This window comes from Xanthomonas citri pv. citri (genome assembly GCF_000961215.1).
Classification (GTDB): Bacteria; Pseudomonadota; Gammaproteobacteria; order Xanthomonadales; family Xanthomonadaceae; genus Xanthomonas; species Xanthomonas cissicola.
Genome location: NZ_CP008998.1, coordinates 2,641,479 through 2,657,278, shown reverse-complemented (window position 1 = coordinate 2,657,278; position 15,800 = coordinate 2,641,479). Strand labels below are relative to the sequence as shown.

At 69.0% G+C, this 15,800-nt stretch carries 18 protein-coding genes; 3 read left to right on the top strand and 15 right to left on the bottom strand.

Annotation, left to right across the window (positions count from 1 at the left end; all coding sequences use genetic code 11):
* Positions 1–130: 130 nt before the first annotated feature.
* The 15 genes from AMD14_RS12050 to AMD14_RS11980 all read right to left on the bottom strand — a co-directional run bounded on the left by AMD14_RS12050 (position 131) and on the right by AMD14_RS11980 (position 13,770).
* Positions 131–1,105 (bottom strand): hypothetical protein, encoded by a 975-nt coding sequence (locus AMD14_RS12050; RefSeq protein WP_011051487.1) that lies wholly within the window; start codon positions 1,103–1,105, stop codon positions 131–133.
* A 127-nt stretch (positions 1,106–1,232) separates the two neighbouring features.
* Positions 1,233–1,808 (bottom strand): amino acid synthesis family protein, encoded by a 576-nt coding sequence (locus AMD14_RS12045; protein WP_011051486.1) that lies wholly within the window; start codon positions 1,806–1,808, stop codon positions 1,233–1,235.
* 15 nt (positions 1,809–1,823) lie between these two features.
* Positions 1,824–2,771: a Bug family tripartite tricarboxylate transporter substrate binding protein gene (locus AMD14_RS12040; protein WP_011051485.1), complete on the bottom strand. Its 948-nt coding sequence runs from the start codon at positions 2,769–2,771 to the stop codon at positions 1,824–1,826.
* Positions 2,772–2,843: 72 nt separating this feature from the next.
* Positions 2,844–3,746, bottom strand: a complete 903-nt coding sequence (locus AMD14_RS12035; protein ID WP_011051484.1) for an NAD(P)-dependent oxidoreductase — start codon at positions 3,744–3,746, stop codon at positions 2,844–2,846.
* 161 nt (positions 3,747–3,907) lie between these two features.
* The gene (locus AMD14_RS12030; RefSeq protein ID WP_011051483.1) at positions 3,908–4,825 is read right to left on the bottom strand and encodes a LysR family transcriptional regulator; all 918 of its coding nucleotides are present in this window, start codon (positions 4,823–4,825) and stop codon (positions 3,908–3,910) included.
* 134 nt (positions 4,826–4,959) lie between these two features.
* Positions 4,960–5,670 carry a DsbA family protein gene (locus AMD14_RS12025; protein ID WP_011051482.1) on the bottom strand — a complete coding sequence of 237 codons (711 nt, stop codon included), beginning with the start codon at positions 5,668–5,670 and terminating at the stop codon, positions 4,960–4,962.
* Positions 5,671–5,685: 15 nt separating this feature from the next.
* On the bottom strand, positions 5,686–8,667 hold the full coding sequence (locus tag AMD14_RS12020; protein ID WP_011051481.1) for a conjugative transfer ATPase: 2,982 nt from the start codon (positions 8,665–8,667) through the stop codon (positions 5,686–5,688).
* Positions 8,667–9,176 carry a TIGR03751 family conjugal transfer lipoprotein gene (locus tag AMD14_RS12015; protein WP_015463263.1) on the bottom strand — a complete coding sequence of 170 codons (510 nt, stop codon included), beginning with the start codon at positions 9,174–9,176 and terminating at the stop codon, positions 8,667–8,669. The genes AMD14_RS12020 and AMD14_RS12015 overlap by 1 nt, the downstream gene beginning before the upstream one ends.
* Entirely contained in the window at positions 9,157–10,629 is a 1,473-nt protein-coding gene (locus tag AMD14_RS12010) for a TIGR03752 family integrating conjugative element protein (RefSeq protein ID WP_011051480.1), read from the bottom strand. The genes AMD14_RS12015 and AMD14_RS12010 overlap by 20 nt, the downstream gene beginning before the upstream one ends.
* Positions 10,619–11,611: a TIGR03749 family integrating conjugative element protein gene (locus AMD14_RS12005; RefSeq protein ID WP_011051479.1), complete on the bottom strand. Its 993-nt coding sequence runs from the start codon at positions 11,609–11,611 to the stop codon at positions 10,619–10,621. The genes AMD14_RS12010 and AMD14_RS12005 overlap by 11 nt, the downstream gene beginning before the upstream one ends.
* Entirely contained in the window at positions 11,608–12,309 is a 702-nt protein-coding gene (locus AMD14_RS12000; RefSeq protein WP_015463261.1) for a PFL_4703 family integrating conjugative element protein, read from the bottom strand. Before AMD14_RS12000 ends, AMD14_RS12005 begins: the two co-directional genes overlap by 4 nt.
* Positions 12,310–12,319: 10 nt before the next feature.
* Positions 12,320–12,727: a TIGR03750 family conjugal transfer protein gene (locus tag AMD14_RS11995; protein ID WP_015472074.1), complete on the bottom strand. Its 408-nt coding sequence runs from the start codon at positions 12,725–12,727 to the stop codon at positions 12,320–12,322.
* Positions 12,728–12,737: 10 nt separating this feature from the next.
* A complete protein-coding gene (locus AMD14_RS11990; protein WP_015463259.1) occupies positions 12,738–13,106 on the bottom strand; it encodes a TIGR03745 family integrating conjugative element membrane protein in 369 nt (122 codons plus the stop codon).
* 17 nt (positions 13,107–13,123) lie between these two features.
* Positions 13,124–13,363 (bottom strand): TIGR03758 family integrating conjugative element protein, encoded by a 240-nt coding sequence (locus AMD14_RS11985; RefSeq protein WP_015463258.1) that lies wholly within the window; start codon positions 13,361–13,363, stop codon positions 13,124–13,126.
* The gene (locus AMD14_RS11980) at positions 13,360–13,770 is read right to left on the bottom strand and encodes an integrative conjugative element protein, RAQPRD family (RefSeq protein WP_015463257.1); all 411 of its coding nucleotides are present in this window, start codon (positions 13,768–13,770) and stop codon (positions 13,360–13,362) included. The genes AMD14_RS11985 and AMD14_RS11980 overlap by 4 nt, the downstream gene beginning before the upstream one ends.
* On the opposite strand from AMD14_RS11980, the gene AMD14_RS11975 reads away from it, so the two are divergent.
* The 3 genes from AMD14_RS11975 to AMD14_RS11965 all read left to right on the top strand — a co-directional run bounded on the left by AMD14_RS11975 (position 13,769) and on the right by AMD14_RS11965 (position 15,599).
* Positions 13,769–13,966 carry a hypothetical protein gene (locus AMD14_RS11975; protein WP_015463256.1) on the top strand — a complete coding sequence of 66 codons (198 nt, stop codon included), beginning with the start codon at positions 13,769–13,771 and terminating at the stop codon, positions 13,964–13,966. The genes AMD14_RS11980 and AMD14_RS11975 overlap by 2 nt on opposite strands.
* Positions 13,967–14,135: 169 nt before the next feature.
* Positions 14,136–14,756 carry a hypothetical protein gene (locus AMD14_RS11970; protein ID WP_015472072.1) on the top strand — a complete coding sequence of 207 codons (621 nt, stop codon included), beginning with the start codon at positions 14,136–14,138 and terminating at the stop codon, positions 14,754–14,756.
* Positions 14,757–14,978: 222 nt separating this feature from the next.
* Complete coding sequence (locus AMD14_RS11965) at positions 14,979–15,599, top strand: DUF4124 domain-containing protein (protein WP_158256333.1); 621 nt, start codon at positions 14,979–14,981, stop codon at positions 15,597–15,599.
* Positions 15,600–15,800 lie beyond the last annotated feature (201 nt).

Below are 15,800 nucleotides of genomic sequence, written 5' to 3'. Positions count from 1 at the left end.
GCGGTGCGGACGGGAGCGATCGACGCGGTGGCCCGCGCCACAGCCTCGAAGACCGCGGCTGTGCTGGGAAGTGGAGACGCAAACGTCCCCGCTGCCTGCGCCGCAGGATGGAGGCCGATCGCGCGGTTGCCTACCGGGAATCCGATCCAGCATGCACTCCGATTACGGGCATGGCGCCGGGGCGGCGGGAGGGGGGCGCCAGCGCGCCGCCCAGCAGCAGCCTGCGTGCCTCGATCACCGCGGTGTGTCCCTGGAGGGACAGCGCGCCCGTGTCGTCCAGCAGCCGCGCCCTGGACAGCTGCAGCAACACGCCTGCTCCCATCCGCATGCGGCCCTGCTGTTCGGAGTCGAACTCCGCGTACACGTGCTCCGCGGGCGCTTCGCCCGGGGCGCCGCTGTAGCGGGTGTCCAGCGCGGAAAGCACCCGTTGCGCCAGCGGGTCGAGCCGGTCCGAGAGCCGTGTCAGCATCCATGCGCACTCCTGCAGGCGCAGATCGAGCGACAGCAGGGCGCTCGCCATGCAGTCCAGCTGGTGCACCGTGTCGCGGTAGCCGCCGGCGAAGACCGGGCTGCGCGAACCGGGGTGGTCGTGCATGCTCCGGGCCAGATCGCTCAACGACCGCAGCAGTGCTGCGTCGATCACGCCGCCCAGCACCTGCCAGGATCGCTGCAGGTAGAGCGGCACTTCTCCCGACGCGATCCAGCGCAGCGTCGGGTCGTCGTCGGCTTCGCTGAAACTGGCGTGGTGCACTCCCATGCCGCACGCGACCCGGGAGGTGGCGGACAGGCCATGCCAGCCATGCCCTAGCATGCCGGCCGCCCAATGGGCCGCAGCGCGGTCTTTCTCCACGATCAGTCCCAGCAAGGGGCCGCGCTTCAACCGATCGGAGAGCTTGGCGAGCCGCACCACGCTGACGCCCAGGACGCGCAGTCGGGACAAGGCCACGGCATGGGCGCGGGTTTCCAGCGTCTGGCGCACCACCTCCATCGCCTTGGCCACGTGCAGCATCTGCTGGCGTGTCGCCGGGTCCTTGAAACTGCCTGTCTTCTCCAGCGGCGCCATGGCGGATGCCAGAAGCCCATGGACTTCGGAGTCGGTGTTCATCGTCGTGTCTCCTTCCGGTCGCCCGCACGAGAGCTGCCAGGCCAGGGGTGGGTGCGAGTCCGCTCCTGCCTCCCGTGGGCATGCGGTCCTGGGAAATGGATGCCCGGCACAGTCGCCGGGCGAGACGTCAGCGCTGGCCGTCGCCCGCGGCGATCTGGTCCGCGCGCAGGCCGCCCAGCCGCTCATGGACGCGAGCGCCCGTGGACATCACCAGCGCATAGAGCAGTTCGTCGGGGCGCGGCCCGTCGGACACGCCCACCTCCATCGCGGCGAAGTGGCTGCGCACGTAGCAGGCCTCGATGTGGTGCATGGGGACATGCAGCCGCGTGCCGGCGCAGGCCACCGCTTTCACTGCGGGAACGAGCGACTTCGCGCGGGGTAGCGCCTCGCGCATGGACCAGCCGCCGGCCTCGTGCCAGACGGCACCGTGCTCCAGCTCCCCTTCGGTGCCCACGATGGCGCCTTTGCCGTAGGCCTCGATCCTATCCTTCCCGCCCAGGGCGGCAAGCAGTTCAGGCACCAGCGAGCGGGCGAGTTCCCGGGCAGCGGCCGCCATCTCGGACAGGTCTTCCACATAGCGACCCGCGTAGGGGTTGCGCACCAGCGCCGCGACCGATCCCATCGTGACGGGGATGGCGCGCGCCGGGCCGCCTTCATGGTGGATGCGTTCGATGGAGAGAAGGATCTTGCGGATCTTGAGCATGGGGGTGCTCCCCACTCATTGCGGCGCGATACCGGCATCCCGAGCGATCGTCGTCCACTTGGCGATGTCGCTGTCGATGAGCCGACTGAAGGCCTCGGGCGACGACGGCGAGGGCGTCAGCCCCGCCTGGTCGAAGCGCTGCTTGATCGCCGGATCCGCAAGCGCTTCACGCAGTGCCGCGTTGACCTTCGCGATCACGGCGGCAGGCGTATTGGCTGGCGCCACCATGCCGAACCACACGGAAATGTCGTACCCCCGTAGACCTTGCTCTGCGAGGGTGGGGAGGTCGGGCGCGAGCGGGGTGCGATGGGCCGAGGTGACGCCCAGCGCCGCCACACGCCCCGTGCGCGCGGCTTGCAGTCCGTTGACCAGATCGACGACGGCAAAGTCGATGGTGTCGCCGATGAGGTCGGTCATCGCCTGCGGCACGCCTTTGTAGGGCACGGCGGTCGCGGTGAATCCCGCCTGGGAAACCATCCGTGCCGCGGACAACTGGATGCTGCCGGACCCGTTGCCGTAGGAGAGTTTGTCGGGATGCGCCTTGCCGTAGGCGATCAGATCCTTCAGCTGGGTCAAGGGCAAGGATTTGCGGGACACCAGCATGAACGGTGCTTCGGCGATCTGTCCCACCGGCGCGAAATCCTTGCGGGGATCGTAGGGCAGGGATTTCACGGTGGCGAGGTTGCTTGCTCCGTTGGTGACGCCGACCATCAGCAAGGTGTAGCCATCGGGGGTCGCCCGCACCGCGGCCATCGTGCCCGGGATGGCATTCCCACCGGCCTGGTTGTCCACGACGATGGGTTGCTTGAGGCGGTTCGCCATGCTCTCCGCGAGCGTGCGCGCCACCACGTCCGTGATGCTGCCCGCGGGCAGCGGCACGACCAGCCGGATCGGCCGGTCCGGAAACGCCGATGCCAGCAAGGGCAGGGTGGCGATGAGCGATGCGATGATTCTTCGTTTCATGGTTTCTCCTCGGGTGTCGTTGGTTGTTGTGCTGTCGCCGCCGGCAGTGCAAAGCGGCCGGCGGGTGCTCGATCAGTGCGCCGCGGCTCCGAACACGGCGCCGGCCTGCCGTTCGATAGACTGGATCGCGGCGATGTTGTCCGCCTCGCCGAGGCCATCGGCGACGGCCTGGTCGAGCAACTGCAGCGCTGCCTTGCCGACGTGCATGGGCACACCGAGTTCGTCCGCGGCCATGAGCCCGAGTTGCACGTCCTTGCGCAGCAGTTCGGTGGTGAAGCGGACCGGGAAACTCCGATCCAACGCGCCGTGCAGGCGCTCCATCGTGGCGAAGCACCGGCCGCTGGAGCGGTTGATGACGTCAAGCATCGTTCGTGCGTCGAGTCCCGCCTTGGCGCCGCACACCAGCGCCTCGCAACTCGCTAGCATCGCGCTGGCGTACAGGGTGTTGTTGATCAGCTTGAGCGTCTGGCCGAGCCGCACATCCCCGCCCAGGTAGAAGATATGGCGCCCCACGGCATCGAGCAGGGGCCTTGCCCGCTCGTAGGCCGCAAGTGGTCCCGCGGCCATCACCGTGAGCACACCTTGCGCGGCCGCCGCCGTTCCGCCGCTCACCGGCGCGCTCAGGAATGACACATCGGCGCGCTCCAGCAGATGGCCCACCTCCGAGGTGGTTTGGGCGCCCGTCGTGGACAGATCCACGACGAGCAGCGAGTCCCGCATCTCGGTCGCAGCGGCTGCCGCGGCAAGGGTCCGGGCCACCTCCAGCACCACCGACGGTAGCGGAAGGCTGAGGGCGATCACCTCCGCGTTCGCCAGCACATCGGCCATGCCGGCCGCGGTGGTCGCTCCCGCCTCCTTTGCCTGTTGCAGCGCTTGCGCCCGCGTGTCGTGCACGATGACGCGATGCCCCTGTGCCAGCCACCGCGCCACGAAATGACGCCCGATGTTTCCCATGCCGACCAATCCGATGTCCATGTACCGCTCCCTGTCTCGACAACAATGGATCGGATGCTAGGAACAGAGGGCGCCGTTGGCGATTGCGAAATCCGCCGAGGCGCTTGCGGTTTCGTCAATCGATGCCGTGCTGCCTGGGGGGCAGAACGGCTGTTTATCCGAGGAATAACGGCGGTGCCCCGTCATGCCGTTGCGGCCACGCCTCCGCGGCGGTCCCGCCGTGCCTCTTCCTCCAGTGCCGCAACGAATTGATCGGCATGCGGACGACCGCCGGCAAGCATCGAGCGCAACACGGCCGGGGTGAGCACGATGCCGGTCGCGAGCGGCACGACGCTGAGGTCACCGCCCCAGGCGAGTCCATCGACGGTGAACTCGTCCACGATCGCCACGCCCGTGCCAGCGCGCACCAGGGCGCAGGCGACATCCGTGTGGTAGATGTGGATGCGGGAGGGCAGGTGGACATGGGCACGCTCGAACGCCGCAGTGACCAGTTGTCCGAACGGAATGCTCGGGTGGTGGGTGATGACCGGGTAGGCCGCGATGTCCTCGAACTGCGCCGACGGCAATGAGGCGAGGGCATGGCCGGGCGGAGCCACGCACACCATGCGGCCCTCGGTGAAGGGCGTCACCTGCAGGTTTGCGTGGTGCAGCGGCAGCACCGACACCGCCAGATCTGCGCGGTTGCTCAGCACCTCCCCAGGCATGTCCGCGAGCAGGCTCGCGCGCACCTGCACCTGCACCTTGGGGAATTGCGCGAGAAAGCGCGCGATCGCGCGGGGCACGAGCCCTCGGCTCAGGCAATGGCTGGCGCAGATGTTGAGTGTCCCCGCGGAGCCCACCCGCAGGTTCTCTGCCAACTCGGATAGCTGCAGCGCATGCCGGTAGCAGGCTTCCACCTCGGGAAGCAGCGCGGTCGCCTCGCCCGTGGGCGCCAGCCGTCCCTTCACGCGCTCGAAGAGCGGATAGCCGACGTCGCACTCCAACTGGGCGACCATGCGGCTGACTGCTGAGGGCGAGAGGCGCATCAGCGATGCGGCGCCCTTGACCGAGCCGGTGAACATCATTGCCCTGAAAACTTCCATTTGACGAAACTGCAGCATGGCGCGCTCATGTGGTGGTAGGCGCGTATTTCATCGCGTCCAGCGCGCATTACCGCGATGGGATCGAGGTCGTCGTTTATGGGTGGAATAAATGCTGGTGGCGGCAATCCAGCGCTTCGCACGTCCCGGCCACCTCAGCGCAGTGGCGCCTGCGACGCAAGAAGATCGATCGCGGATAGCAGTACGTCCGCGGAGACGGCTCCGCTGAGGACCATGGTCCGGCCGGTCCGTCCCTCCCGCAGCCGCAGGGTCGGAGTACCTCCGATCCCGTCACGCTGGGCTTGCTGCGCCTGTCGCTGCACGATGCCCAGCGAATGCGGGCTGTCCAGGCAGGCCCGCAGTGCAGGTGTCTCGCCGGGATAGCGGGCGTCGGCGGGAACGCCGCGGCCTTCGGCCTGGGTGTGCGAATAGATCCACGCAACGGCTTGCCAGAAGCCCGCATGGCCCTGCGTCTCGCCCGCGCACTCGGCCAGTCGCGCCTCGCGGCTGGCGGCCGGCTCGTGCATCGCGAGCGGCAGGTGTTGCCACTGCAGGTTGACGTCCGGATGGGTGTCGATCCAGCGCACCAGTTCGGGCACGTAGGTCTGGCAGAAAGGGCATTCCAGGTCGGCGTACACCGTGATCGTGAAGCGCGCATCCGATCGGCCGTGCGTCCAGGGTGGGCCCTGGAGCAACGGCGGCGCGGGCTGCGCGCTGTCGCCGGGCGCGGCCGGTACCTGTGTCTCCTTCGGCCAGATGGCGAGTAAAAGCGCCGCGACCAGCAGGACGACCGCGGCGGCGATGAACCAACGGGTCGTGGCGAACGCCGCTCTCCAACGGGCGAGATGCCGGGTGAATCGAAGCATGGTTCTGTCTCCGTTTCAGTCCAGGGAAGGGTGCGCCAGCGGCTCGATGCCGCGCGCGCGGTCGATCCGCTCTGCGACGAGGATCGCGGCATCCAGTTCGCTGATGCCGTGCTCCCGCATCAGCGCGAAGCGCTCGGCCTTCTCCTCGGGCTCGGTCATCGCCATGGCGAGGTACAGGCTGGGCGGCACCGCCCTGAAGAGCAGTTCCATGGACTTCGAGAGGACGACCCCCTCGGTGAACTTGCCTGCCTCTTTGCGGGCAGACAGCATCAGCGCCTTCTGCGCGGCGTTGAGTTCGCGGAACCGCGCGATCTTCTCCACCTCGTCGGGCGGCATCGACAGGCAGATCCACCACTCGATCATGTTGAGCATGGGCTCGGCGGCGCGGGGCAGGTCGTCGAGGTTCTGGGTGGCCAGCCAGTACCAGGCGCCGAGCTTGCGCCACATCTTGGTGATCTTCACCACGTAGGGCGCGAGCAGCGGGTTCTTCGTGATGATGTGGCCCTCGTCGGTCACGTTGATGATCGGCCTGCCGAGGAACTGGTCGCGCTCGGCGATGTTGTTCACGGTGTTGATGAGGGAGATGTAGGCTACCGACAGCTGCGCGTTGTAGCCCTCGCGGGCGAAGGTGGCGAGGTCCACGATGGTGATGTCGGCCTCGGGCCAGGGCGTGCCGGCGCGGTCGAACATCTCGCCGTCCGCGCCCTGACAGAACATGTCCATCGCGTCCGCCATCTCCAGCAGGCGCGCGCGCCGGGTGTCCGGCAGGTTGAGGTCGCCCGCGCGCTCGCGCAGCGCATCGCGCACGTCGCGCGAGAGCACGGTGCGGCCGGCCGCAGTGCACTGGCGGGCGGCGTCGAGGATGCACTGGCGGATCAGGCTGCGGTCCGCGCGCGTCATGCGCGCTTCCTCCTTGTCCTCGCCTCCGGTGATCATCAGCCGGGCGGTGATCTCCAGCTCGCCCAGCACGTCGCGCTGCTCGTCGCCTTCCGGCGCGGCGCCTTGTAACTCCGGTGCCTCGTCGAGGGCATCGGCATCGAGTGTGCGGACCTGGCTGGGCGTGTCCACCAGGCGCCGCGCGTCGGCGAACGGGGCCAGGCTGACGCCCGCGCCCGGGGCGAGCCGCACGCGGTTCACCGTGAGGCCAAGGCGCGCCGCGAAGTCGCCGAACAGCCCGAAGGAGTTGCCCGCCTCGACCACGAAAAGACGCGGCCGGTAGATCGCCATCACCTGGTTGAGCAGGTTGTTGAGCGTGGCGCTCTTGCCCGAGCCGGTGGGGCCGAACAGGAACAGATGCGCGTTCATCTGCCGGTCCAGCCGGTTGAGCGGATCGAAGGTGACCGCATCGCCTCCGCGGTTGAACAGCGTGATGCCAGGATGGCCCGTGCCCCGGCCGCGTCCCCAGACGGGCGCGAGGTTGGCCGCATGCTGCACGAACATGAGCTGCGTGTACCACTGGCGCGTGTCCTTCGCCGGATCGAACACGCAGGGCAGCCAGCGCAGATAGGTGTTGAGGGGCGCCACCTCGTCGTCCTCGCGCACCGGCTGCAGGCCGGCGCCCAGCATCACGTTCGCGAGTTGCACGCCGCGCTCGTCCAGCTGCTCCAGATCCCGGCCGCGCAGGTAGAAGGCGAGGGCGCCGCGATAAAGTTTGTGTGCGCTGCCGATCAGCCCGCGCGCTTCCTGCACATCACGGCGCGTCTGCTCGGACGCCAGGGTCTCGCCCACGGCCTTGCGGGCCAAATGGTTGAGGTGGGATTCGAGCACGTCCTGCGGCGTCGCGACCAGCGTCAGGCACATCACCGTGTCCTCGGGCATTTGGTCGAAGAGCGCGTTGATCGCATCACCCTTGCGCGTCTCACCGGTCAGGTGCCCCGTGCCCGGCGCGTTGCGCAGGCGGTCCATCACCACCGCGCGGTGCGGCATGCCGTCGAACCACCAAAGCCCATGCGCGACGTCGGAGCGCGGCGCGCCGAAAAAAAGGCGTTGCGCGAAATCTGTGCCGCTCGCGAGTTCGATCTCGCCTTCCTCGACTTGTTCGGTTGCCTCGGTTGCTTCCGGATAGCGCGTCAGCTCGTAGAAGCGTTCCCGGTCCAGGGCGGTGTCGCCGAGCAGTGTCGGGCACGGGTTGAACCAGCGCAGCAGCCAGGCATGGACGTCGGCCGCGCCGAGGCGCTCGGCGCGCACGCCCGCGTTCGCGAGACCGCCCTGCAGGCGATCGCAGACCGTGGCCAGCGCCTGCTCTGGCGACAGGCCGCGGCGCCGGGTGGCGCCAGCGGGAATGCGCCGATAGACCACCATGCGCACGCGGCGCGCCTGCCCGCGCCAGGGCAGGCGCGTCACGGCGCTGTCCTCGAACAAGCCGCCGGGTTTGGCGATCGCGCGCAGGTGGTGCGCGAAGAAGCGCTGGTAGAAAGCCGTGAAAGCCGTGCCGCGCGCACGCGGCTGCACATAGGCGTCCAGTCCCCGCAGGTAGCGGTCCCAACTGGCTTCGTCCTGCGCGTAGAGCTGCACCACCCAGGGCTGGTCGTCCAGTTCGTCGAACGCGTCCTGCAGCGCGTTCTCCAGCGCGTCGCGGGCCCGCCACAGCCATGCCATCTCGCGGCCCTCCGTGCCGATCGGCACGAGCTCGTAGAACGCGGCGACGGACACGCCGTCGTCCAGCAGCATGCTGCGCGACCCGGGCAGGAACTCCGCCCAGGGCAGCATGTCCACGAAGGACGGCGATACGCCGTAGAGCGCACGCTCGTCGTCCTCGGTGGCACGCGGCGAATCCGCGGGGCGTGCGTGGGCGCCGGGCGCGCGAATGCCGTGCTCGGCAAGCCGGGCAATGTGGGCGGCCCAGGCATCCGGGGCATCCGGGGCATCTGGGGCGTCTGGAGAGGCGGGGTCGGCAGGCCCGGTGGAGGTCTGCCTGGCCCCCGCGACGCCGCTGCGCAGGCGCTGCAGCGCCCCCGCCGCGCGTTCGGACCAGCGCCAGCGCGGCGGCCGCGGCATCAGTAGTCCTCCACGCGTTCGCCGGGCATCGCGTACTGCACGCGCTGGTACAGCGGGAAAACCGTGCTGTAGCCCGGGACGGGCACGGGATCGGTGCCCGCGAGGTGCGGAAAAACGTACATGACGAGATCGGGATTGGGCAGCCGGCGGAACTGGCGGTAGATCTCGTTTTGCGCCGTGCGGGTGTAGGCCGCGTTGTCCGCGGGCATGGCCTGCACGTCCGCCGCGGTGAGGGGGCGGCGCAGCACCTGCCGCGCGTCCAGCAGCTGGCGTGCCGCCGCGCCCGCGACCGGGGAGCCAGGCCCGCTGGCGCCGCCGGTCTCCTGGTCCCAGATGTCGCGCATCGTGCGGTCGCCGTGCGACAGCAGGTCGTCCTTGTGCGTGGCGCAACCCGCCAGGAGCAGGGCGAGGCTGGCGAGCAGGGCACGAAGACCGTGCGGGACGCGAAGAGCGCGAAGCACGCAAAACACGTACAAGGGCGCGCGGCGCTCAGTCCAGGTCGATCGCATGGCTTCCTCCGGTAGCGTGGCGGACCTTGCGGCCCTGGGCGTCGTGGTCGATCTGCAAGGGTTGTTCGAGGTGGACGGCGACCTGGGCGCCGGGCGGCACGTACACCGCGGCGAAGGCCTGGCCGTAGAGCTTGTTCACCCACTGCGACATCTCCTGCACGCCACCGGCCAAAATGCGGCCCATGGCCTCGTTGCCGGAGATGCCCACGGTGCCCAGCGAGCCGTTGCCGTTGCTCACCACCGCAACGCTGCCGCTGTCGCTCTTGATGAGCGAAGCCGCGCCCGCCCCGGCGGCCGTGATGAGCGCTTGCGAGCCCAGGTACTGCTGCGCGTTGCTGCGCCGCTCCCCGCTCACGCAGGGGATGCCGTGCGGATCGCTGATCCAGCCGAGGCCCCCAAGGATCGGGCCCTGTCCATCGGCGGCAGTGCCGTTGCCCGCGTTGCCACGGTTGCCGCTGGTGCCGCCCTGGCCCTTCTCGTCGGGGACCGTGCGGATGGTGCCGTCGCGGAACACGAAGGTGACCGAGCGGATCTGGCCGCGCACGCAAGAGAGCGTCCAGTCGCCGGAGGCCGTGCCGCTCACCACGGCGCCCGCTACTTCCGGCAGATCGATGCCGTTGGCCGTGAGGTTGTCGGGGCCGATGAGCACCTTGAACGGGTAGGGGTCGTTCACCGTGCCGTCGATGGGCACGCGGCCGATCAGAGCCGTCATCGCCACCGACCCCATGAGCGTCGCATTCGTGGGGACCGTGAAGACCGGCTTGGCGGGCTTAGGCTCCGCGCCGGCCTTGGATTCGGGTGCCGATACGGAGCCGCCGCCGGGAGTGCCACCATCGGCCGGCCCGAACCGCATCGGAAATCGTTCCCCCTTTCCCGAAGCCCCCGCAGGGCCCTTGCCGGCGTCGGGACGCGCATCGTCGGGCTCCACCCAGCGGACGCCCGGGGCGCCCTGGGCACCGAAGCCCTTGCCGTCGCCTTCCTCCAGGCCGAGGCCGACCGGCAGGTCGGTGGAGCCGCCCTTGCCGCCGAGTTGGTCGAGCTTGTGCTGCAGTTCCTGCAGCATGCCCTGCGTCTGCTGCTTGTCACCGACCGCCTGCTCGCGTTCCTGCAGCAGGCGGCCGCGCTCGCCGTCGAGCGCGGACTGGATGCGCTGGTCGATGGAGCTGTCGCGCTGGCGAAGTCGCTCATTCTCCGCGCGCTGGTTCTTGTTGTCGCCCATGGCCGTTTGCAATTCGCCGCGCAGCTGCTTCACTTGCGCGACCAGCGTCGCCACGGTGTCGCGCGGCGTGTCGCCGTCGATGCCGAGCGCCTTCATTTCCTCGGGTGTGAGCTGGGCGGTGCCTCCGCCCGCGGCGGACTGGTCCGAGCGTCCGGACGTGAGGTGGATGCCAAGAAAGACCAGCAGCGCTGCCACGGGAATCATCAGCCACTTGAGCAGGCCGTTACTTTTCATGGGGGGCTCCCGAAGGCGGCTGCGGTGCGACCGCTGGAACGGGCGCGGGCTCGGTCGAGTGCTCGGTCGCGGGCGCCGGCAGGTTCCGCGCCTCGTCGATGCGGCTGATGCGCGGCAGCAGCGCCTCGCCCAGTCCGCGGCCGCGCGTCACCAGATAGAGCACGGTGGTGTCGGTCGCATCGCCCGCCGGTCCCAGTCCCGGGTGCTGGAACGTGGCCGCAACGAAATCGCCGATGAGCATGCGCGGGTCGAGGTCCACCCAGCGCGGCGAGGTGTTGGTCAGGCGGATCGCGGTCACCCATTGGTCGTCCAGGCGCCAGGCGGCCAGCGCCTGCGCGCGCACCGGCAGGGCGGGCGCGAGCGTGTCCAGATCGAGCCCGCGGCGCAGGCGCGCCGGGGTCACCCCGCGCGCGGACTCCACGGTGCGCAGCGGCGCATAGAGGCTCTGCGCCGCATAGCGGGTGAGCACCACGGCGACCGGCGTTTCGTGGCGCAGGCGCTGGGATGCATCGGGCGAGAGCGCATCGGCGGGTTGCCCGTCGTAACCTGTGTCGGTGTCTGATGCCCGGTCGCCCGCGCCATAGCGCGGCCCGGGCGCATCGCCGAAGGCGATGCGCACCGGCGCCAGCGGCGCCTGGCCGTCCTGGGCCGGTTCGGCGGCGATGTCGATCAGGACCAGCGCGCCGCTGTCGGCGTCCTGCAGCTGCAGCCGCGTGGGCTCTATTGCCTCGCTCGCCTTGAGGTAGATCGCGCCGCCCGCGCTCTGCACGCGCAGCCGATCGGCGATCGCGTTGGGCACGCCCACGCGCACGTTGCGGTCGATGAAGACCACGCGCTCTTCGCCCACGCGCATAGGTACCGCGAGCGGCATGCGTTCCCAGCGCAGGATCTGCACCGCATGGGCCGTGGGCGTATCGCCCAGCCAGAGCGTCGCCCACAGAGCGAATGCCAACAGGGGAGTAGAGGGATGGGTGCGCTTCATGGCGTGGCTCCGGGCAAGGCCGCGGGTGGATCGGCCGGTGTGGCGGGCGTCGTCGGCGCGGGAGAGGGCGTGGGAGCGGAGATGCGCTGCGGCGTGCCGCTGTAGCAGTCCAGTGCCAGGCCGAAGGGGTTGCGCTCTGCATCGACATCGAGGCGCACGACCTTGAGCGGATACCGTACCAACGCCCGCTTGACCTGCTCGCCGCCGTAATACTCGTCGGCGCTGACGTCGAGGGTGACGACCCAGTCGCGCTCGGACAGCACCTTGACGCGCGTCGATGGGTCTTCGCCGTAGCCGCGGCCGGGAATCTCGTAGAGGCCACGCACGCGCTGTCGCAGCTCGCCGTTGTTGCGGCGCGTCTCGTAGTCCTGCTGCAGCAGGGCCTGGCAGGAGGGCGTGAGGTAGGCCGACAGGGCGCGCAGGTTGCGCGGATAGTCCTCCTCGCCATTCGTCGGCCAGCGGTTGAGCTGCTGAAAGACGTAGAGCGTGAAGGCGTATACGCTCTCCGGCGGCACGTCCCACCACTTGCGGGTGCTGCCCGAGCGCAGATCGGGCGGTACGTGGATGGTGAGGTGGCGCGGCGCGTTCCACCAGCCCAGGCCCATCAGCAGCGCGAGTGCGAACAGCGCCGCCCCGACCCGCCGCAGCGTCGCGACGTGGGCCTGCAGATGCGCTACTTCGTTCTTGAAGCGGCTCATGGGTGGCAACTCATGGCCGGCCCCGCGGCCGCGTGCGGCGTGTCGTCCAGTACCCGCTGCGCGTCACCAGACGATGGGTGCCGGGCCGTCCCGTCCCGTGCGGGAAACGCAGGGCCAGGCGCCACTGCATCTGCCGGTACAGCCAGATGTCGGGCCGGCCGCGCTTCTTGCGGCGCAGGAGGCCGCCGCCGACGAACACGCCCGCGGCGACGCCCAGGACGATCATCGTGGGCATCATCGCGATGCTGCGCGTGATCCAGGCCAGCGGCAGGCCTGCGAGCAGGCCGGCGGCGGCGGACAGCCCGGCGCAGACCCAGAGCTCGTCGGCCGTCAGCCCGCGCACCACCACCGGCTGGCGGTTGAGGCGGTGCGGGAGGAATGCGACGAGGCCGTCGCGTGCCGTGTCCTGGGGCGCCATCGGCATGGCCTTACAGGATGGCCGTGGCCTTGGTGAGCAGCCAGATGCCCACCACCAGCAGCATCGCGCCCACGGCCACCGTCAGGCCGAATTGGCCCCAGGTCGCGCGTCCGGTGTGGATTTCCGAATAACGCGTGTAGGCGTGGTAGCAGACGCCCACGAACATCGAGGCGACGACCAGCAGCGCGACCAATAGCACGATGTCGTAGCCGTAGTTCTGCAGCGTCTGCAGGATGCCCTTGCCGGCGCCGCGGGAGGGGTCTTCCATCGTGGGCAGGCCGGCCGCGATGGCGGGAGACACGACGGGCGGCAACGCGGTAGCGATCGCGATGCACGCGGCGCGCCATGCGCCGCGGCCGAAGGGGTTGGGGACGGTCATGGCAGATCCTCGGTTCATCAGGAAAGCAGGAGGAAGGCGAGCACGAGGTACAGCGCGAGGAAGCGCACGATCACCGCGGCGAACTGGCGTTGGGAGAGGCGTTGCTCCGCCCAGCCGGAATAGGCGGCGCGCATCGCCCACACGCCCCACAGCAGCAACACGGCGAAGACGAAACTCAGCACAACATTCGAGACGGCCGAGGGCGTGAAGCCGCCGTTGGCCTGGAACGCCGCGATCTGATCCGCGGTCGCGGTCATCGCGATCGCTCCCGCGTCTGCGTCTTGGTTTGGGTCTTCGACTGACCGCCGGGATCGCGCGTGTAGTCGCCGGCCAGGGACGACGGATCGCGCGGCTGCGCGCGCCTCGGCGCCAGGTACTGGGCGATGCCCGCCTGCATGCGGCCCACGTCGTCCCGCAGGCGCGCGTAGTCGAAGTGGTATCGGGAAGACGTTGAATCTGCGGAATCCTCGGCGCGGGTATTCGGCATGAAGCCCACGCGTTCCACCTGGGCGAGCAGGCGGACCGCGCCCGCCAGCCGTTCGCGCTCCAGCGCGGGATCGGCGGCATGCGCCGATGCCGTCACCCAGAGAAGTGCCGCGGCCAGCACGCCGGACGGGGGAAGGCGCGAGGGCGCGGCGCGGCTGGCCGTGGCACGCGAGGTCATGTCGAATCTCCTTGGGCTGTGGGGAGACTCGATGCTGGCGAGGCCCATCGAAGGGCGCCGCTTTCAATGGGGAAGACGTGCCGACCGCTTTGTGCGCGAGGCGGTGGATGTCGGTGGGTGGGAAGAGAGGCAGTGGATCGAGGCACTGGCGAGCGCCGACCGCTGCCGCGGGGCGCGCTCGTGCGCAGCCCTGTGATGCAGTCCTTGGAATGGCGCATGCGTGCACATGCGCTGGGGGGAGGTCGGGCGACTGTTCGTCTTTGAACAGTGTGCGATTCCCGCGGCAGCCGCACAGCGAAGGATGTCGTTGGAAACCAACGCGTCGTTCGCACGACCCGTCCGCGCCCAGAAAAAGAGGTATCCCGATGAATCGTGCAATACGTATCGCGCTGTGCTTCCTGATGGCCATCCCCCCGGCCATGGCGTCCACCCTCAATGAGGGAAGAGGTGCCGAATCGAATGCCGTTCGGGCGTCAGCATCCGTGCGTCCTGCTGCATCCGACTGGATGGAGATCTGCGCGAACGTTCCGATCCCCGACGGCTGGGTGGTGGTATCGATCCGACCGGGCTGTGGCACCGGCTTCGGTCTCTACGAGATCCGCCGCGTCGATCCGGATCGCTATCCCACGATGGCGATGTGCGCCGTGACCGCCATTCCGAAGGGGTGGGGCGTGACGTCGGTCCAGGGCGGATGCGTCGCTGGGGTTCCGTACTACCAGATCCAGTACGCGGGGCCGAGTTCGGGGCCGTTTTCGGTGTGCAACGTTCCGGCTTTCGAGATGCCCAAGGGATGGGTTGCAACCTACGTCAGGCAGGGCTGCGCATTGCCGGGCTACGCCTACTGGTACATCGAAAAGGCCTTGCCGGAACGGGGCACGATGGACATCTGCAACGTGGCGCCGATCCCCGAGGGATGGGTCATCGTGGGGCAGAGGGCGGGATGCTTTTCCTCCGGCGGCCTGCTCACCATCCGGTACATGCCGTGATTCCCGACCGGGCTGCGTAGCGCGTGCTACAGCAGCCCGGATGCAACATCGACGGAGGTGTCTGGCAGATGGACTCCGCGCTGGAGCGGAGCAGGACGTTCAACAAGGCCGTAATACCCTGTTGCAATGTGGGCGGTATGGTAGCCAACCGCCCGTGCGGTCCTCGCGTTGAATGGGTTGATCCTGATGACTCTTGGGGAACGACACATGACGCCTCCTTTCTTGGCACTCGCCATCGCTGCCGCGTGCGCTCTCGGTGCGTCCCCGGCGTACGCGCAGGTCCACCGGTGCACCGACGCTTCCGGCAAGATGGCCTATTCCGATTTGCCGTGTCCTGCGAACCAGGCAGGACAAACGTTGGAGCGCCAACGCAGCCAGGGCGACGCCGAACCCAACCGGGTGCGTGCCGCACGCCCCGCCGAAAGCGCCATCCAGCCTCCGCAAGAATCGGGGGCGCGCGGCTCGCAGTCGCAGCGCAACGAGGCACCGTTGGCCGTGGCCCAAGGCGGACCGCCGACCGCGGCATCCGACTCGCCTGCCTGCCGCGCCGCGCAGAAGGAACTGGAATTCGTCACGAGCATCCGCACGATTGGTCAGGACGAAAAACGCATGCGTGCCAACGCGGCCATCGCCCATGTCAATGCCAGTTGCGGCACGAACACCCCGTTGATGCAGGAGCCACCCACTGTCGTCGCGCCGCAGGCCGTGACGATCACGCACTGCGACACCGGCTTCTGCTACGACACCGCAGGCGCGCTCTACAAGCGGTCCGGACCTTCCAGCATCATCGGCCCGACAGGGCGGTCCTGCGCCCTGAAGAATGGCGCATGGGATTGCCAGTGATCTCGCCCGAGGATCGGTTTCCCGTAGCGCGACGCTGATCTCCTGGTGCGTGTGCGCGCCTGCGTGCCGGTACCCGCAGCCGCAATGCAAGCAATGAAGCGATCGCTGTTCCTGGATCGGTGAGCTGCTTGCAACCTAGAGATCGCTGGCCTCAGCCTTCGGCGCTCTCGGGACGGATGGCTGGTTCCTGACCGAACCAAG